The organism is Streptomyces bottropensis ATCC 25435 (assembly GCF_000383595.1).
In the GTDB taxonomy this organism is placed as follows: Bacteria; Actinomycetota; Actinomycetes; order Streptomycetales; family Streptomycetaceae; genus Streptomyces; species Streptomyces bottropensis.
The window spans coordinates 8,792,382-8,806,586 of record NZ_KB911581.1 but is presented as its reverse complement, the minus strand read 5'-3'; the positions used below and the strand labels follow the sequence as shown (position 1 = coordinate 8,806,586).

General features: G+C 72.4%; 17 protein-coding genes and 1 tRNA gene. 5 read left to right on the top strand and 13 right to left on the bottom strand.

Going from position 1 to position 14,205, the window contains the following annotated elements; genetic code table 11:
* Window positions 1–47: 47 nt before the first annotated feature.
* Window positions 48–254 carry a hypothetical protein gene (locus STRBO_RS0139115; protein WP_005482776.1) on the top strand — a complete coding sequence of 69 codons (207 nt, stop codon included), beginning with the start codon at window positions 48–50 and terminating at the stop codon, window positions 252–254.
* A gap of 470 nt (window positions 255–724) precedes the next feature.
* Here the strand turns inward: STRBO_RS0139115 and STRBO_RS0139110 are convergent, their stop codons facing one another.
* From STRBO_RS0139110 to STRBO_RS44055, 9 genes are all read right to left on the bottom strand, one after another.
* Window positions 725–1,645 (bottom strand): RNA polymerase sigma factor SigF, encoded by a 921-nt coding sequence (locus STRBO_RS0139110; protein ID WP_005482774.1) that lies wholly within the window; start codon window positions 1,643–1,645, stop codon window positions 725–727.
* A 441-nt stretch (window positions 1,646–2,086) separates the two neighbouring features.
* A complete protein-coding gene (locus STRBO_RS0139105) occupies window positions 2,087–2,974 on the bottom strand; it encodes an RNA polymerase sigma factor SigF (RefSeq protein ID WP_005482772.1) in 888 nt (295 codons plus the stop codon).
* Between the two features lie 206 nt (window positions 2,975–3,180).
* The gene (locus STRBO_RS0139100) at window positions 3,181–3,474 is read right to left on the bottom strand and encodes a Dabb family protein (protein WP_005482769.1); all 294 of its coding nucleotides are present in this window, start codon (window positions 3,472–3,474) and stop codon (window positions 3,181–3,183) included.
* Window positions 3,475–3,512: 38 nt separating this feature from the next.
* Window positions 3,513–3,689 (bottom strand): hypothetical protein, encoded by a 177-nt coding sequence (locus STRBO_RS44060; RefSeq protein WP_005482768.1) that lies wholly within the window; start codon window positions 3,687–3,689, stop codon window positions 3,513–3,515.
* Between the two features lie 197 nt (window positions 3,690–3,886).
* Entirely contained in the window at window positions 3,887–4,369 is a 483-nt protein-coding gene (locus STRBO_RS0139090; protein ID WP_005482766.1) for a hypothetical protein, read from the bottom strand.
* Window positions 4,370–4,642: 273 nt separating this feature from the next.
* Window positions 4,643–4,727 (bottom strand) — tRNA-Ser (locus STRBO_RS0139085).
* Window positions 4,728–4,781: 54 nt separating this feature from the next.
* The gene (locus STRBO_RS0139080) at window positions 4,782–5,315 is read right to left on the bottom strand and encodes a nucleoside deaminase (RefSeq protein ID WP_028797106.1); all 534 of its coding nucleotides are present in this window, start codon (window positions 5,313–5,315) and stop codon (window positions 4,782–4,784) included.
* 100 nt (window positions 5,316–5,415) lie between these two features.
* Window positions 5,416–5,940, bottom strand: coding sequence for a tRNA adenosine deaminase-associated protein (locus tag STRBO_RS0139075; RefSeq protein WP_020115788.1), 525 nt, complete (start codon window positions 5,938–5,940; stop codon window positions 5,416–5,418).
* 342 nt (window positions 5,941–6,282) lie between these two features.
* The gene (locus tag STRBO_RS44055) at window positions 6,283–6,459 is read right to left on the bottom strand and encodes a hypothetical protein (protein WP_167336835.1); all 177 of its coding nucleotides are present in this window, start codon (window positions 6,457–6,459) and stop codon (window positions 6,283–6,285) included.
* A gap of 623 nt (window positions 6,460–7,082) precedes the next feature.
* Between STRBO_RS44055 and upp the strand changes: the two genes are divergently transcribed.
* Window positions 7,083–7,718 carry a uracil phosphoribosyltransferase gene (gene upp / locus STRBO_RS0139065; RefSeq protein ID WP_028797105.1) on the top strand — a complete coding sequence of 212 codons (636 nt, stop codon included), beginning with the start codon at window positions 7,083–7,085 and terminating at the stop codon, window positions 7,716–7,718.
* Between the two features lie 27 nt (window positions 7,719–7,745).
* On the opposite strand, the gene STRBO_RS0139060 is transcribed toward upp, so the two are convergent.
* The 4 genes from STRBO_RS0139060 to STRBO_RS0139045 form a co-directional block, all read right to left on the bottom strand.
* Window positions 7,746–8,390 carry a LytR C-terminal domain-containing protein gene (locus tag STRBO_RS0139060; protein WP_020115787.1) on the bottom strand — a complete coding sequence of 215 codons (645 nt, stop codon included), beginning with the start codon at window positions 8,388–8,390 and terminating at the stop codon, window positions 7,746–7,748.
* 120 nt (window positions 8,391–8,510) lie between these two features.
* Window positions 8,511–8,807, bottom strand: coding sequence for a type II toxin-antitoxin system VapB family antitoxin (locus tag STRBO_RS0139055; RefSeq protein WP_003999914.1), 297 nt, complete (start codon window positions 8,805–8,807; stop codon window positions 8,511–8,513).
* Between the two features lie 351 nt (window positions 8,808–9,158).
* On the bottom strand, window positions 9,159–9,752 hold the full coding sequence (locus STRBO_RS0139050) for an HhH-GPD-type base excision DNA repair protein (RefSeq protein ID WP_005482760.1): 594 nt from the start codon (window positions 9,750–9,752) through the stop codon (window positions 9,159–9,161).
* A 64-nt stretch (window positions 9,753–9,816) separates the two neighbouring features.
* On the bottom strand, window positions 9,817–10,563 hold the full coding sequence (locus tag STRBO_RS0139045) for a siderophore-interacting protein (RefSeq protein ID WP_005482759.1): 747 nt from the start codon (window positions 10,561–10,563) through the stop codon (window positions 9,817–9,819).
* 83 nt (window positions 10,564–10,646) lie between these two features.
* Between STRBO_RS0139045 and STRBO_RS0139040 the strand changes: the two genes are divergently transcribed.
* The 3 genes from STRBO_RS0139040 to STRBO_RS0139030 all read left to right on the top strand — a co-directional run bounded on the left by STRBO_RS0139040 (window position 10,647) and on the right by STRBO_RS0139030 (window position 14,189).
* The gene (locus tag STRBO_RS0139040; RefSeq protein WP_005482758.1) at window positions 10,647–12,959 is read left to right on the top strand and encodes a penicillin acylase family protein; all 2,313 of its coding nucleotides are present in this window, start codon (window positions 10,647–10,649) and stop codon (window positions 12,957–12,959) included.
* Entirely contained in the window at window positions 12,956–13,567 is a 612-nt protein-coding gene (locus tag STRBO_RS0139035; protein ID WP_005482757.1) for a GNAT family N-acetyltransferase, read from the top strand. The genes STRBO_RS0139040 and STRBO_RS0139035 overlap by 4 nt, the downstream gene beginning before the upstream one ends.
* A 133-nt stretch (window positions 13,568–13,700) precedes the next feature.
* On the top strand, window positions 13,701–14,189 hold the full coding sequence (locus STRBO_RS0139030; protein ID WP_005482755.1) for a cupin domain-containing protein: 489 nt from the start codon (window positions 13,701–13,703) through the stop codon (window positions 14,187–14,189).
* Window positions 14,190–14,205 lie beyond the last annotated feature (16 nt).

Sequence of the window (14,205 nt, the reverse complement as noted above, 5' to 3'; positions counted from 1 at the left end):
CAACCCCGCTTGGGTGCGTCGTGCGCGATTCGCTAAGGTCTCGGGCCATGGCCGACAACCAGAACCCCCAGGGCAATTACGACCCCGCGGGGAGCACGCAGATGTTCCGCGCCTTCGTCGACGAGACGCCTTCGGGGGGCCGACAGGCCGCCTCGGGTGCGGCGGGGGGTTCCGGGCCGCGGGTCGGTGTGATCGTCGGTGTTCTCGCGGCGGTGGCTGTGGTGGCCGCGGTGGTGTGGCTGGCGCTGGCGTAGGTCCCTGCGGGGCGGGCGCCTGTGCGGCTGCCGGGGCTTGTGCGGGGTGCTTGTGCGGGACGCCCGCGTGTCTGCCGGGGTCTGCGCGGGTGGTGCCTGTGCGTCTGCCGGGGGCCGTGATCGTGCGGGTGCGGGTGCGGGTGCGTCGTGGTTGCTCGCGCAGTTCCCCGCGCCCCTGAAAAGCAGGGGCTGCGCCCCGTGCTCTTCGGGCCCGCAGGGCCTGGCTTTCAGGGGCGCGGGGAACTGCGCGAGAAGCCCCACCGGGCCCGCGCCTGGATCACGCACCCTGGGGCCGCCCACGTACCCACGCAGACGACCATCGCCGGGGGTGCCGTCAGGGTCGCCCCTACCGGGCCCGCGCCTGAATCACGCACCCGGGGTCGCTCACCTACCCACGCACACGACCACCGCCGGGGGTGGCGTCAAGCCGCCCCCGGCGGGTCACGTGTCAACGCGTGGCCGGTGCCGCCTCAGTCGGAGATCAGGCCCTCGCGGAGCTGGGCCAGGGTCCGGGTGAGGAGGCGGGAGACGTGCATCTGGGAGATGCCGACCTCTTCGCCGATCTGGGACTGCGTCATGTTCGCGAAGAACCGGAGCATGATGATCCGGCGCTCACGGGGCGGCAGCTTGGCCAGCAGCGGCTTGAGGGACTCGCGGTACTCCACGCCCTCCAGCGCCGTGTCCTCGTAGCCGAGACGGTCCGCGAGGGAGCCCTCTCCGCCGTCGTCCTCGGGGGCCGGCGAGTCCAGTGACGACGCGGTGTAGGCGTTGCCGACCGCGAGGCCGTCGACGACGTCCTCCTCCGACACGCCCAGGACGGCGGCGAGTTCGGTGACCGTCGGGGAGCGGTCGAGCTTCTGCGACAGCTCGTCGCTGGCCTTGGTGAGCGCCAGACGCAGCTCCTGCAGCCGGCGCGGAACCCGGACCGACCACGAGGTGTCGCGGAAGAACCGCTTGATCTCGCCCACGACCGTCGGCATCGCGAACGTCGGGAACTCCACGCCCCGTTCGCAGTCGAAGCGGTCGATCGCCTTGATCAGGCCGATCGTGCCGACCTGGACGATGTCCTCCATCGGCTCGTTGCGCGACCGGAAACGGGCGGCGGCGTAACGCACCAGCGGGAGGTTGAGCTCGATGAGGGTGTCCCGGACGTAGGCACGCTCGGGGCTGTTCTCGTCCAGTGCGGCCAGCCGCAGGAACAGGGAGCGGGACAGGGTGCGGGTGTCGATGTTCGCCGAGGCCGACACGGCCGGAAGGTCAGTCACCGGCGGAGCCTGGGGACCGGGAAGGTCCTCAAGCGCCTGAAGGTCCTGAGGGGCCTGGATAGCGTCGGGCGCGGTCGCGCTCTTCTCGAGCGTGAGCACCTTCGAGCTGCCCTGGTCTGCGGACATGCCACCCCCTTTGGGTCGCGGACGGTCGCGGCGGACGCTCCGTCGTAAGGAACGCAGCCTCCACCTGAATACCGGCGGCGAGGCCACGGCAAACGCGCTGGGGAGAGAATGTCACACGTCGGCAACGCGATGTAGTGACATGTCGACATGGAGAGGGTGGATAGGCCCTGGAAAAGGGCAGTCTGATGGGATTTCAGCGCAGTTCTGCCGGAAAGGCCCTCAAAAAGCGATTCGCTCTTGACGGTGACACTTCGACAGCGCATTCGGACAGGCCCATGGCCTGCGCACGCGCACCGCTGGCCGATTCTGTGCGCCCCGCCTGCCATCGTGCGCCCCGCGTGCCCCATGGTCCATCCGGGAAGGCGCGGGGGGTGTGTGGTTACCGAAGGTCACCCGGAAACCGGCCGATGGGCAGGAGGCCCCCGGCACCCTCGCGGAGCGCTACGCCTCGATCCGGTTGGCCGAGCGCAGCCGCGCGAAGCTGCGGGCCAGCAGCCGGGACACGTGCATCTGGGAGACCCCCAGCTCGGCGCTGATCTGTGACTGCGTGAGGTTGCTGTAGTAGCGCAGCAGCAGGATCCGCTGCTCGCGCTCGGGCAGCTGGACGAGGAGGTGCCGTACGAGGTCGCGGTGTTCGACGCCGTCCAGCTCCGGGTCCTCGTAGCCGAGCCGGTCGAGCAGCCCCGGCATTCCGTCACCCTCCTGGGCGGCCTCCAGCGAGGTCGCGTGGTACGACCGGCCCGCCTCGATGCAGGACAGGACCTCCTCCTCGGTGATGCGCAGCCGTTCGGCGATCTCGGCGGTGGAGGGGGTGCGCCCGAAGGCGGTGGTGAGGTCCTCGGTCGCGCTGTTCACCTGGACCCACAGCTCGTGCAGCCGGCGCGGGACGTGGACCGTGCGCACGTTGTCGCGGAAGTACCGCTTGATCTCGCCGATGACGGTCGGCATCGCGAAGGTCGGGAACTGCACGCCCCGGTCCGGGTCGAACCGGTCGATGGCGTTGATCAGCCCGATCGTCCCGACCTGGACCACGTCCTCCATGGGCTCGTTGCGGGAGCGGAAACGGGCGGCCGCGTAGCGCACGAGCGGGAGGTTCGCCTCGATGAGCGCCCCGCGCACGCGGTTGTGCTCCGGAGTGCCCGGCGCCAGATGCTTCAGCTCACCGAACAGCACCTGGGTGAGGGCCCGGGTGTCGGCGCCGCGACGTTTCTCCGGGGCGGGTGCGGTGGCCTGGGCGGCGACCTGGGCCGACGCGGGCTCGGGAGCCGGGACTTCTTCCTGGGGAGGCGCAGTACTGGCCGACACGGTCAACGCCACCTCTTCATCCATCAACTCAACCGTCAAAAGCGGTCATAGCATCACAAGACATGTGCACTGTGATCAAGCACCGCATATGCCCGTGTTGAACATGAGTGAGGAGCGTGAGGGGCAATCGGGTGCAAAAAACCCCGCACTGTTCGAGTGCGGGGCAGAGTGGGACGAGGCGGGCGGGGCGGAACGAGCGGCGCGTGCGCGGGGACGAAAGGCGCTACGGCTCAGAACTCGTAGTCGGCGACGACCCACGTGGCGAACTCGCGCCACAGCGCCACGCCCGCCTGGTGGTCCGGGTGCTCGGCGTAGGCACGCAGGCCGTCCACGTCGTCGAACGCGGAGTTGATCGCGAAGTCGTAGGCGATGGGGCGGTCGCTGAGGTTCCAGCCCAGTTCCCAGGAGCGGATCTCCGCGATCGTGCCGTCCAGTGCGCGGAAGGCACCCTCACCCTGCACGACCCGCGGGTCGTCGCGCTCGACGCCCTCGTTGAGCTTGAAGAGGACCAGGTGGCGGATCATGGGTGCTCCGGGAAGGTCGTACGGGGTGCGGGGCGGGGCTACTCGGCCCCGTCGGCGAGCCAGGTGAAGAAGTCGCCGACGGACTGGGCGGCGTTGGAGACGCCCTCGAACCCTATCTGGACGTAGTCGGCGGCCTTGGCCGGGTCCGTGATGATCACGTAGAGCACGAAGACCACGAGCACATACAGCGCGATCTTCTTCCCCTGCACCGCCACCGCGGCCTCCCCCGCCTCTTGTGCCCCATGGGCCCTGTCGGTCCCTCTTTGTCGGCGGCGAGTGTAACCCGATCATGCGTTCGCAGGAGAGACGCCGGACCTCGGGCTTCGAGGGGCCTGTTCGCACTGTCGGCGGTACGACACCGCGCCCCGGCATCCACGGATGCCGGGGCGCGGAGGTGGGCCCGTCGGTTCGGCTACCACCAGTCCGTGCACTGCACCGCCTGGCCGCCCCCGCCTCCGCAGGCACGGAACCGGTAGTTCGGACTGTTGTCCGTCACCTTCGCGGCGCTGGTCAGCGGCTGGCCGTCCCGGGTCGCCCGGAAGGGACCGCACTGGACGTGGACATCCCTGCCGTTGAGCGTCCAGTCCATCCAGATCTCGTCTCCCACACGCGGGGCCGAGAGCGCGGCGAATCCGTGGACCCGACCGTCGATGGTGGTCGCCCGCAGGCTGATGCGCCCGGACAGCCCCTGCGGGTCGGAGCGCAGGGTCTTGTCCGGCGGGCCGGCAGGGACACCGACCAGACTGTCGGAGATGTCGCGGAAGCCGTTGGCCCCACGCTCGCAATCGGACCGGGCCGCCAGTGCCGTACCCGGCGCGGCGACGACGACTCCGCCTGCCAGCAGCAGGCCGGCGGCGGCGGTGCAGGCTGCTCTGGCCAGTGGACGACTGATCATGACAAGGACTTCCCCTCCGGCGACGGACAGCTTCTACGGCTCAGCCGTGGGCACCGCGTACCGAACCCGGCGGCGCCGCCCCAAGACAAGCACGGGAAACGGAGATCACTGTTCCGGCGATTCCCGGGTTGTGCCGACGCGCCGGGTGTGCATGCCCAGGTGCTCAGGAGCGCGTCGCCCACCTCGAAGTGCCGCCCCGCACGCCCGCACGCCCCCACGTCTCAACGCCTCAAACGCGAAGGGCCCGGTCCAATGGACCGGGCCCTTCTTCTGCGGTAGCGGAGGGATTTGAACCCTCGGTGACTTGCGCCACACTCGCTTTCGAGGCGAGCTCCTTCGGCCGCTCGGACACGCTACCGAGGGAGACCTTACAGCAAGGTGGGGCGTGCTTTGAAATCGGTATGGAGGGGTCTCAGCGGGTGCGGAAGAACTCGGTGAGGAGCCGGGCGCAGTCGTCGGCGAGGACGCCTTCGACGACCTCGGGGCGGTGGTTGAGGCGCCGGTCGCGTACGACGTCCCAGACGGAGCCGGTGGCCCCGGCCTTCTCGTCGCGGGCGCCGTAGACGACCCGGTCGATCCGGGACTGCACGAGCGCGCCCGCGCACATCGTGCAGGGTTCGAGGGTGACGACCAGGGTGCAGCCGGTCAGCCGCCACTCGCCCGGTCGTCCTGCCTTGCCGGCACCGCTCTCGCCGACACCGTCCTTGCCGTTCTCGTCGCCTCCGCCGTCTTCACCGGAGGTGGTCCGCGTCGTGGGAGCCCGCAGGGCGGCGGCCGCCCGGCGCAGGGCCAGTACCTCGGCGTGGGCGGTCGGGTCCCCGGTCGCCTCGCGTTCGTTGTGCCCGGTGGCCAGGACGGTCGTGCCGTCCGGGGCCAGGACGACCGCGCCGACCGGGACGTCGCCGCCCTCGGCGGCCCGCCCGGCCTCGGCCAGGGCGAGCCGCATCGCGGACCGCCAGGGGTCACGGACGGGATCGGGTCCGCCCGGTGCCACCGCGCCGGTCACCGGGGGAACACAGCCGACGGACTCGGCGGACTCACCGCACTCAGCGGACCGTCTCCAGGACCTCCGACGCCCCGAGAACCTCGGCGATCGAGCCGAGGGCGTCGTCGGCGTCGAGAGCGCGCAGCTCCTTCTCGCCCACCCCCAGGTCGTTCAGGATCTCGGTGTCGCCGACGGGGCTGTGCGGCACGGCCTCGGCGGACGTGTCGTCGTCCTCGTCGTCGGACTCGCCGTCCTCGGTGCCGTCGAGATCGAGCGACTCCAGGTCGGGGGTGTCGTCGCCGGGCTCCCTTCCGAGCAGTTCGTCGGTGAGCAGGATCTCGCCGTAGCTGCTGCGGGCAGCGGCGGCGGCGTCCGACACGTAGATACGAGGGTCGTCCTCGCCATCGATGCGGACGACGCCGAACCAGGCGTCCTCCTGCTCGATGAGCACCAGCACCGTGTCGTCGCCGGGCGAGGCTTCACGGGCCAGGTCGGCCAGATCCGACAGGGTTTCCACATCGTCGAGCTCTGTGTCGCTCGCTTCCCACCCGTCTTCGGTGCGCGCGAGCAGTGCGGCGAAGTACACCGTGACTCTCCCACTGGTCATAGGTGTGCCGGTCGGGGGTCCCCCCGGCGGATGTTGTGGATGGGGAGGCTTGCGGTCCGAGCCCCACCCACTCGGAATCGTGGCAGAAACGGAGCGCTCAGGGGACGTCTTCGGCTCCCTGTGTCCGGCTCTTTTGATCGCCGGTGGGGCCGCCGTTCACCTGGGCACCTGTTGCCGCCACCAGCGGATCGTACGCGCAGATCCCGGCCGCATATGCACGACCACCCCGTGAACGCCCCACTCGGGCCCCAGGAACACGTCGCACGGCTCCCGTGGGAGGGGAGGGTGCGGGGGAGGAGCCGAGAGTGCGGGGCGGCCGGGTCACCAGCGGAAGGTGCGCATGCGCATGGCGTGGCGGAGCCGGGCGGCCTTGGCGCGGCGCGGCTGGACCCGGTCGCGCAGCTCCCGCGCCTCCGTCAGTTCCCGCAGGAACTGTGCCCGTCGGCGCCGACGGGCCGCCTCGTTCTCCCGCCCGCCGCCCTGCGCCCCATCAGCCATGTCCGCCACCTCTTCGGCCCCTCGCACCGCCACCCGCGCCTTTCCCGCCGCTTCCCGAGGCGCGTTTCCGGTTCCCCGCGCCGTCCTGTCCGCCGGGGACGTGGCGCGCCCGGTCGTCCGCGCCGTCTCGTCCGCCGGGGGCGCCGTCCGTCCCGTGGTCCGCGCCGGTCCCTCGCCCGTGCGCGCTGCCCGGTCGCCCGCCCGCGCCGGCGGACCGGCGCCCCGCGCCGTCCCGGTGGGGGTTCGCGCCGTACCGCCGGGCGGCCGCGTCGTGCGGCCGGCCGTCCCGGCGGAGGCCTGCGGCTTCGCTCGGCCGCCTGGTCGTTCCGCTCCCTCGGCCGTACGCGTCGTACCGCCCGCTGTCCGCGCGGACCTTCCGGTCCGCCGGTCGGGCGCGTTGCGCCGCTCGGCCTGGTCGGGCCCCGTGCGGGTGCCCCGGGGACGTGGGGAAGCGTTGTTCGGGTCTGGCATGGGCTCACCACCGTCAGGCGCCGGTCGTTCCGTCGCCGCTCCGTTCATCCCACTTTCCCTCCGATGGCGGGTTTGATGCCATCGGGAAGGCGCGGCGGGTGGGGGAGGGTGAGGGGGCGCCCGGGCCTGTTGCCCCAGCTACTGTTGTGGACATGCGTCTCCACGTCGTCGACCACCCTCTGGTCGCCCACAAGCTCACCACGCTGCGCGACCGGCGCACCGACTCCCCGACCTTCCGTCGCCTCGCCGACGAACTGGTCACCCTGCTCGCCTACGAGGCCACGCGGGACGTGCGCACCGAGCTGGTCGACATCACGACGCCGGTGGCGTCGACCACGGGCGTCAAGCTCTCCCACCCGCGCCCGCTCGTGGTGCCCATCCTCCGGGCCGGCCTCGGCATGCTCGACGGCATGGTCCGGCTGCTGCCGACCGCCGAGGTGGGCTTCCTCGGCATGATCCGCAACGAGGAGACGCTGGAGGCCTCCACGTACGCCACCCGCATGCCGGAGGATCTCTCCGGGCGTCAGGTGTACGTCCTCGACCCCATGCTCGCCACCGGCGGCACCCTGGTCGCCGCGATCCGCGAGCTGATCGCCCGCGGTGCCGACGACGTGACCGCCGTGGTGCTCCTGGCCGCACCCGAGGGCGTCGAGATCATGGAGCGGGAGCTGGCCGGCTCACCGGTGACGGTCGTGACCGCCGCCGTCGACGAGCGCCTCAACGAGCACGGCTACATCGTGCCGGGCCTGGGAGACGCGGGCGACCGGCTCTACGGTGCCGCGGAGTAGACCCGTGCGTGTGTAGGGCCCTCGGGGTCAGCAGGTTCCGGTGGTGCTGGGCGTCGGCTCGGGCCTGGTCAGTTCGGCCAGGGCCCGGTCGGCGTCCTTCTGCTTGCTGAGGGCCTTGAAGCCGGTGCCGATGACGAGGTCCACCTCGGTGGCCTTCGTACGACCGTCGGTCTTCAGCCGCGCCCCGGCGAGCTGGGTGTTGAGGACGGGCAGCGCCGCGTCGGCGGCGGCCTTCGCGCCGAGCAGTATCCCGGCGCCCTTGACCTTCTTGTCGTACTCCTTGGTCGCGTTGCCCACGTTCCCGATGCGGAAGCCACGCTTCTTCAGCTCGGCGGCGGTCTCCTTGGCGAGACCGGCCCGGGGGGTGGCGTTGAGGACGTTGACGGTGATCCTGCCCGGTGCGGGGTAGCCCTTCGCGGACACCCCGGACTTCCCGGCCGGTCCGCTCGCTTTCGGGGACGGGCTCACGCGGGACGCGCAGTCCGCCTTGGGGCCGGCCGCGGCGGCCTGGTCCCCGTCACCGGTGAAGACGTCGATGAGCTGCAGGGTTCCCCAGCCCACGAGGCCCAGCGACGTCACGGACGCGAGGACGGCGAGGACGAGCCTGCGCCGCCTCCTGGGCCGACGCAGCTTCGGGTACTTGTCCCCCGTGATCCGGTACTGGCCGCCCATGCCGGGAGGGGTCAGCATGCTCATGGGCGCAGCGTAGTGCCGTTGGACGGTGATGCCTACTAGATGATCATTCACCGCGCTGTGGTCCAACCCGAAAGGGCCAACCGGCTTCCGTGCGGGCTAGTCCAGTTCCAGGACGCGGGCGTGGAGCACCTGGCGTTGCTGGAGGGCCGCGCGGACCGCGCGGTGGAGGCCGTCCTCCAGGTACAGATCGCCCTGCCACTTCACCACGTGCGCGAAGAGGTCGCCGTAGAACGTGGAGTCCTCGGCGAGGAGGGTCTCCAGGTCCAGCTGCCCCTTGGTCGTCACGAGCTGATCGAGGCGGACCGGGCGCGGCGCGACGTCCGCCCACTGCCGGGTGCTTTCCCGGCCGTGGTCGGGGTACGGCCGGCCGTTTCCGATGCGCTTGAAGATCACACGGAAAGCCTACCGGTCAAGACGTTCCGGGCGCAGCCATGGCGGCGGAGTGCGGGCGCGGAAAAGGTGGAGCGAAGTAGGGCATACCGGTGATTCTGTGAGGGTCCGGTGGCGGTGGTGGGTGCCCGCCGGGGTTCTTTCGGGGGTGCGGCGCGTCCGCCGCGCGGCGCGGGTCGGGGATTCTCCCGGGGTTTCGCCCCGGACGCGCCGGGGTTCCTCGTCGCGTCGTCCGGACTTCTCCGCAGGGGTGCCTCGATGTCGCCGGGAAGTCTTCGGAGCCGCGCCACGGCTGCTCCCGGTGGCGTGGGTGGAGCGCGTGCCGGGATGCGGCCGTCGGCTCCGTCTTCGCGGTTACGTGCCGGAGGCCTTCGCCGCCTTGGCCGCCGCCTTCATCTCCTGCTTGTGGGCCCGGACCCTGGCCAGCGAGTCGGGGCCCTTGATGTCGGCCACGGAGCGAAAGGAGTCGGGGTCGCCGTAGGACCCGGCGGCTTCGCGCCAGCCGGTGGGGCGGACGCCGAGTTGTTTGCCGAGGAGGGCCAGGAAGATCTGGGCCTTCTGGCGGCCGAAGCCGGGGAGGGATTCGAGGCGGGAGAGCAGTTCCCCGCCGGTCGCCGCGTCCTGCCAGACCGCGCTCGCGTCGCCGTCGTAGTGGTCGACGAGGTACTGGCACAGCTGCTGGATCCGCTTCGCCATGGAACCGGGGTAGCGGTGCACCGCCGGTTTGGCCGACAGCAGCGCGACGAACGACTCCGGATCGGCCGCCGCGATCTCGTGGGCGTCCAGGTCGTCCGCGCCGAGCCGGTGCGCGATGGTCCACGGGCCCTTGAACGCCCACTCCATCGGCACCTGCTGGTCCAGCAGCATGCCGACCAGCGCGGCGAGCGGACTGCGCCCGAGGAGCTCGTCCGCCTCGGGGTCCTGGGCGAGGTGAAGGGTGACGTTCATGCCCCGATGATCGCCCGCCGGGCGGCCCCCCGCAGCCCGGCCCCGGGGGAGGGTGCCGGCCGCCTCACGGGCGCCAGTAGCCCAGCGCGTGCGTCCGCTGCTTCGGCAGGCCCAGTTCCTTGCGGAAGTACGTCGTCAGGGAGCGGGTCGTCGTGGTGTCGCAGGCGATCCAGACGTAGGGGGCGGGGGTGTTCGCCAGGAGGGCGGGTGCGTCGGCTCTCACCCGGGTGAGGAGGCGGGCGCCGGCGTCCTGGCGGGGGACCGGGCGGAGGTCGTGGCGGGTGGGGTCGAGGCGGAGGGGGAGCCCGCCCGCCTCGGGGGTGGGGGCCCCGGTGTCCGTCGGCGTCTCGAACCAGATCGTCGCCGGGGCCGACGGGAGTGCGCCCAGGAGGGAGTTGAGGGCCGGGAGGGAGGCCGGGTCGCCGATGGCGAGGATGTGGGACGGGGTGGGGTCGGGCTCGGTGAAGGCGGTGCCCTGGACCGTGGCCTCGATGGTGTCGCCGGACTTCGCGGTGCGGGCCCAGTCGCTGGCGTGGCCGTCGTGGAGGGCGAACTCCAGGCTGAAGGTGCCGGCGGCCGGGTCGGGATCGACCAGGGTGTAGGCCCGCTGGTGCGGTTTGCCGGCGGCGTCGAACCAGAGGCGTACCCACATCGTCGGGTGGACGCCGGTCGTCGCGAGCATGCCGCCGTCGGTGAGGTGGACCCGGCGGTAGTGCTCGGTGACCTGTTCCGCACCGGTCACCGTGAGGACGAAGTCCTTGCCGCGGAGCAGTCTGAGGACCGCTCCCTCCCAACCGTGCCCCTGCCCCATGGCTTCTGCACCCTTCCCGTACGCTTTGATCACTGATTGCTTAGGTGAGGCTAACCTAAATCGTGAGTGGAGTGGGGACGGGAATGCGGGACATCGGCGGGCGGGAGCAGGTCCGAGGGGGCATGTCGAGCCATGGACCGCGGGAATCGCAGGGGGCGCGAGGGTCACAGGGACCACAGGCGTACGGGACGTACCGCGACGCCTGGGGCATCCCCCACCTCCGCGCCGCCGACGTCCGCGCTCTCGCCCACGCCCAGGGCCGGGTCACCGCCCTCGACCGCGCCTGGCAACTGGAGGTCGAACGCCACCGGGTCCAGGGCACCACCGCCGCCTTCCTGGGCGTGGGCTCCCTCGGCTGGGACCGGTTCGCGCGGCGGGCCCGCCTGGAGGACACGGCGCGAAGATGCTTCGACCGGCTGGAGAGAACGGACCCGGAGACCGCCGACTGGGTCCGCGCGTACGTCGAGGGCGTGAACGACGGGCTGGCCGAGGGCGGGCGGCGCGCGCCCGAGTTCGAGCGCGCCGGGCTCGTGACCGGGCGCTGGGAGGTCTGGCATCCGCTCGGTGTGTGGCTCGCCACGCACATCCTGTTCGCCGGGTTCCCCGCCAAGCTCTGGCGGGAGGAGGCCGTACGGCAGCTCGGTGCCGACGCGGTCGGGCTGTTCGCCACGGACGGGCCCGCCACCGCCGGCAGCAACGGGTGGCTCGTCGACGGCTCGCGTACGGCCACCGGGCAGGCCGTCGTCGCCGGTGATCCACACCGGTTCATCGAGGCACCTGGTGTCTACCAGCAGATCCACCTCTCCTGCCCCGAGTTCGACGTCGTCGGCCTCGCCGTCCCCGGTATGCCGGGCATCGCGCACTTCGCTCACACCGGCGACGTGGCCTGGGCCATCACCAACGCCATGGCCGACTACCAGGACCTGTACCGGGAGCGGCTGCGGCCCACGGACGGCGGTGTGGAGGCACTCGATCCCGACGGGGTGTGGCGGGCCGCGCACCGGCATGTGGAGGTCATCGAGGTCGCGGGCGGGGAGCCGGTGGAGGTGGAGGTGATCGAGACCGCGCGGGGGCCGGTCGTCGTCGGAGGGCCGGACACGGGTGAACCCGGTCCGGTCGGTCCCCTCAGCCTCCGCTGTCCGCCCCGCGTCACCGGGGACCTCGGGCTGAGCGCGCTGCTCCCCCTCCTCCGGGCGCGGGAGGTCGCCGAGGTGGACAGGGCGTTCGACGCGTGGGCCGAGCCGGTGAACGTCGTGCTGGCGGCGGACACCCGGGGCGGGGTGCTGCACCGGGTGGCGGGGCGGGTGCCGGTGCGCGGCCGGGACAACCGGACCCGCGTCGTCGCGGCCTGGGAGCCGGGACACGAGTGGCAGGGGTGGCACGAGATGCCGTACGGCGGGTTCGAGGACGGCGTCGCGGTGATGGCCAACCAGCGTGGCCCGGCGGCGCCGTTGGGCGTGGAGTTCGCGCCGCCGCACCGGGCCGAACGCATCCGCGCGCTGCTGGACGAGCGGCGGGTGTGGTCCGCGGCGGAGATGCCCGCCCTGCACATGGACACCCATCTCTCCTCCGCCGGGCCCCTGTTGGACCACCTGGCCGCCCTCGCCGAGACCACCCCCGGCACGCCGGGTACCGAGGGCGGGTCCGGGGGCGGATGCGAGCGCGGGTCCGGGCCGGCCGCGGGGATCAGCCCGGCCGCGGCCGCGCTCCGCGACCGCCTTCTGCGCTGGGACCGGCGGATGGAGGCCGACAGCGTCGACGCGGCGGCGTACGCGGCGCTGCGCGGGGCGGTCGTACGGCGGCTCGCGGCGGAGCCCGCGTTCGCGGCGCTGGCGGTGCCGCCGGCGTACCCCGAGGTCTTCCGGCCGTGGCTCTCGCTCACCGTGCGGATCGGGTTCGCGCTCGAACATCTGCTCAGGGCGCAGGAGTTGTACGGGATCGACCGGGCCGCGCTGGTGCGCGAGGCGCTGGAGGAGGCGGCCGGCGCCGCGATCGGGCCCTGGGGCGACAGCCACCGGCTCGTGCCGTGGCGCGCGCTCCCGGACGACGGCGAGGACGCGCCCGACGGGCCGGGGCTCGCCGGGGACCACGACTGCGTCCTGTGCACCTCCGCCGTCCCCGGCGTCACCGATCTCAGCGCGCGCGGCCCGGCCGCCCGTTACGTCTGGGACCTGGCCCGGCGCGAGGACAGCCTCTGGGTGGTGCCGTTCGGGGCGTCCGGCGTGAGCGGCTCGGCCCATCACCGCGATCAGCTCCCCCGGTGGCTCGGGGGAGACCTCGTCCCGGTCGTCACCGACTGGGACCGCCTCACCCGCGAGGACGGGGACGACCCCGCACCGGGTGGGGCGGGGAACGGCGACGAACAGCGAACAGGACAGCGAGGAGAAGCACGATGAGCGTCGGGTCGTACGGCGACCGGGTGGCCGTTCACGAGCAGGTGGTCGACGGGTTCGGGACCGTGCGGATCCTGCCGTTGGACGCGCGGGCCGATGCCGGGGTGGTCCATGGCTGGGTGAGCGAGCCGAGGGCCGGGTTCTGGGGCATGAACGGGCTCACCGAGGAGCAGGTCCGGGAGGTCTACGAGGGCCTGGCGGCCTACGACACCCACCACGCCTACCTCGCGGTGCACGACGGCGAGCCGGTCGGACTGCTGCAGACCTACGAGCCGGAGGCGGACCGGGTCGGCGAGGCCTACGAGGTCGAGCCGGGGGACATCGGCGTCCATGTGCTGTTGGCGCCCGCCGGGGAGGGCGGAGGGCGACCGGGGTGGTCGTCCTCGTTGCTGGCGGTCTTCGCCTCGTACGTGCTGGTCGGGCTGGACCGGCCACGGGTCGTCGTCGATCCGGACGAGCGGAACGAGCGGGCCATCGCGCGGTTCGCCCGCCAGGGGTTCGAGCGCGGGCCGGTCGTCGTCCTGCCGGAGGTCGATCTGCCGGAGGTGTATCTGCCCGCGAAGCGGGCCCGGCTGGCGTTCCTGCGGAGGGAGAGCCTGCTTGGCCGGTAGGTCCGAGCGGTGCCGTCGCCGGTCGGCCGGTGGGCCGGGTGACGGGCGCGGTGACGGACGCGGTGGTGACAGACGCGGTGGTGGCGGGCGTAGGGGTGACGGACGCGGTGGTGGCGGGCGTAGCCTCGGGCGGATGACTCCCGAAGACCTCATCGCGCACTACGCGTTGGAGCCCATCCCGCGTGAGGGCGGCCGTTTCCGGCAGACGTGGGCGGGGCCCGAGCGGGACGACGGGCGGCCGGAGGGGACCGCGATCGTCGCCCTGCTCACCACCGAGCCCGGCGACCGCTCCGCGCTGCACCGGCTGCCCGGCGACGAGATCTGGCACTACCACCTCGGCGACCCGCTCCGGATGCTGCTGCTCGCCCCGGACGGGTCCTCGCGGGTCGTCGTCCTCGGACCGCAGGTGCTCGACGGGCAGCACGTGCAGTACGTCGTGCCCGCGGGGACCTGGATGGGGGCGAGGGTCCCGGGCACCGGAGACGGCCGCGGCTGGACGCTGTTCGGGTGCACGATGGCGCCGGGGTTCACCTTCGGGGGATACGAGCACGGGGACGCGGCGGAACTGGCGCTGCTCTACCCGGACCGGGCCGCCGAGATCGGGGAGCTGGGGCGGGCGTAGGTTCGGGGGTGCCCGG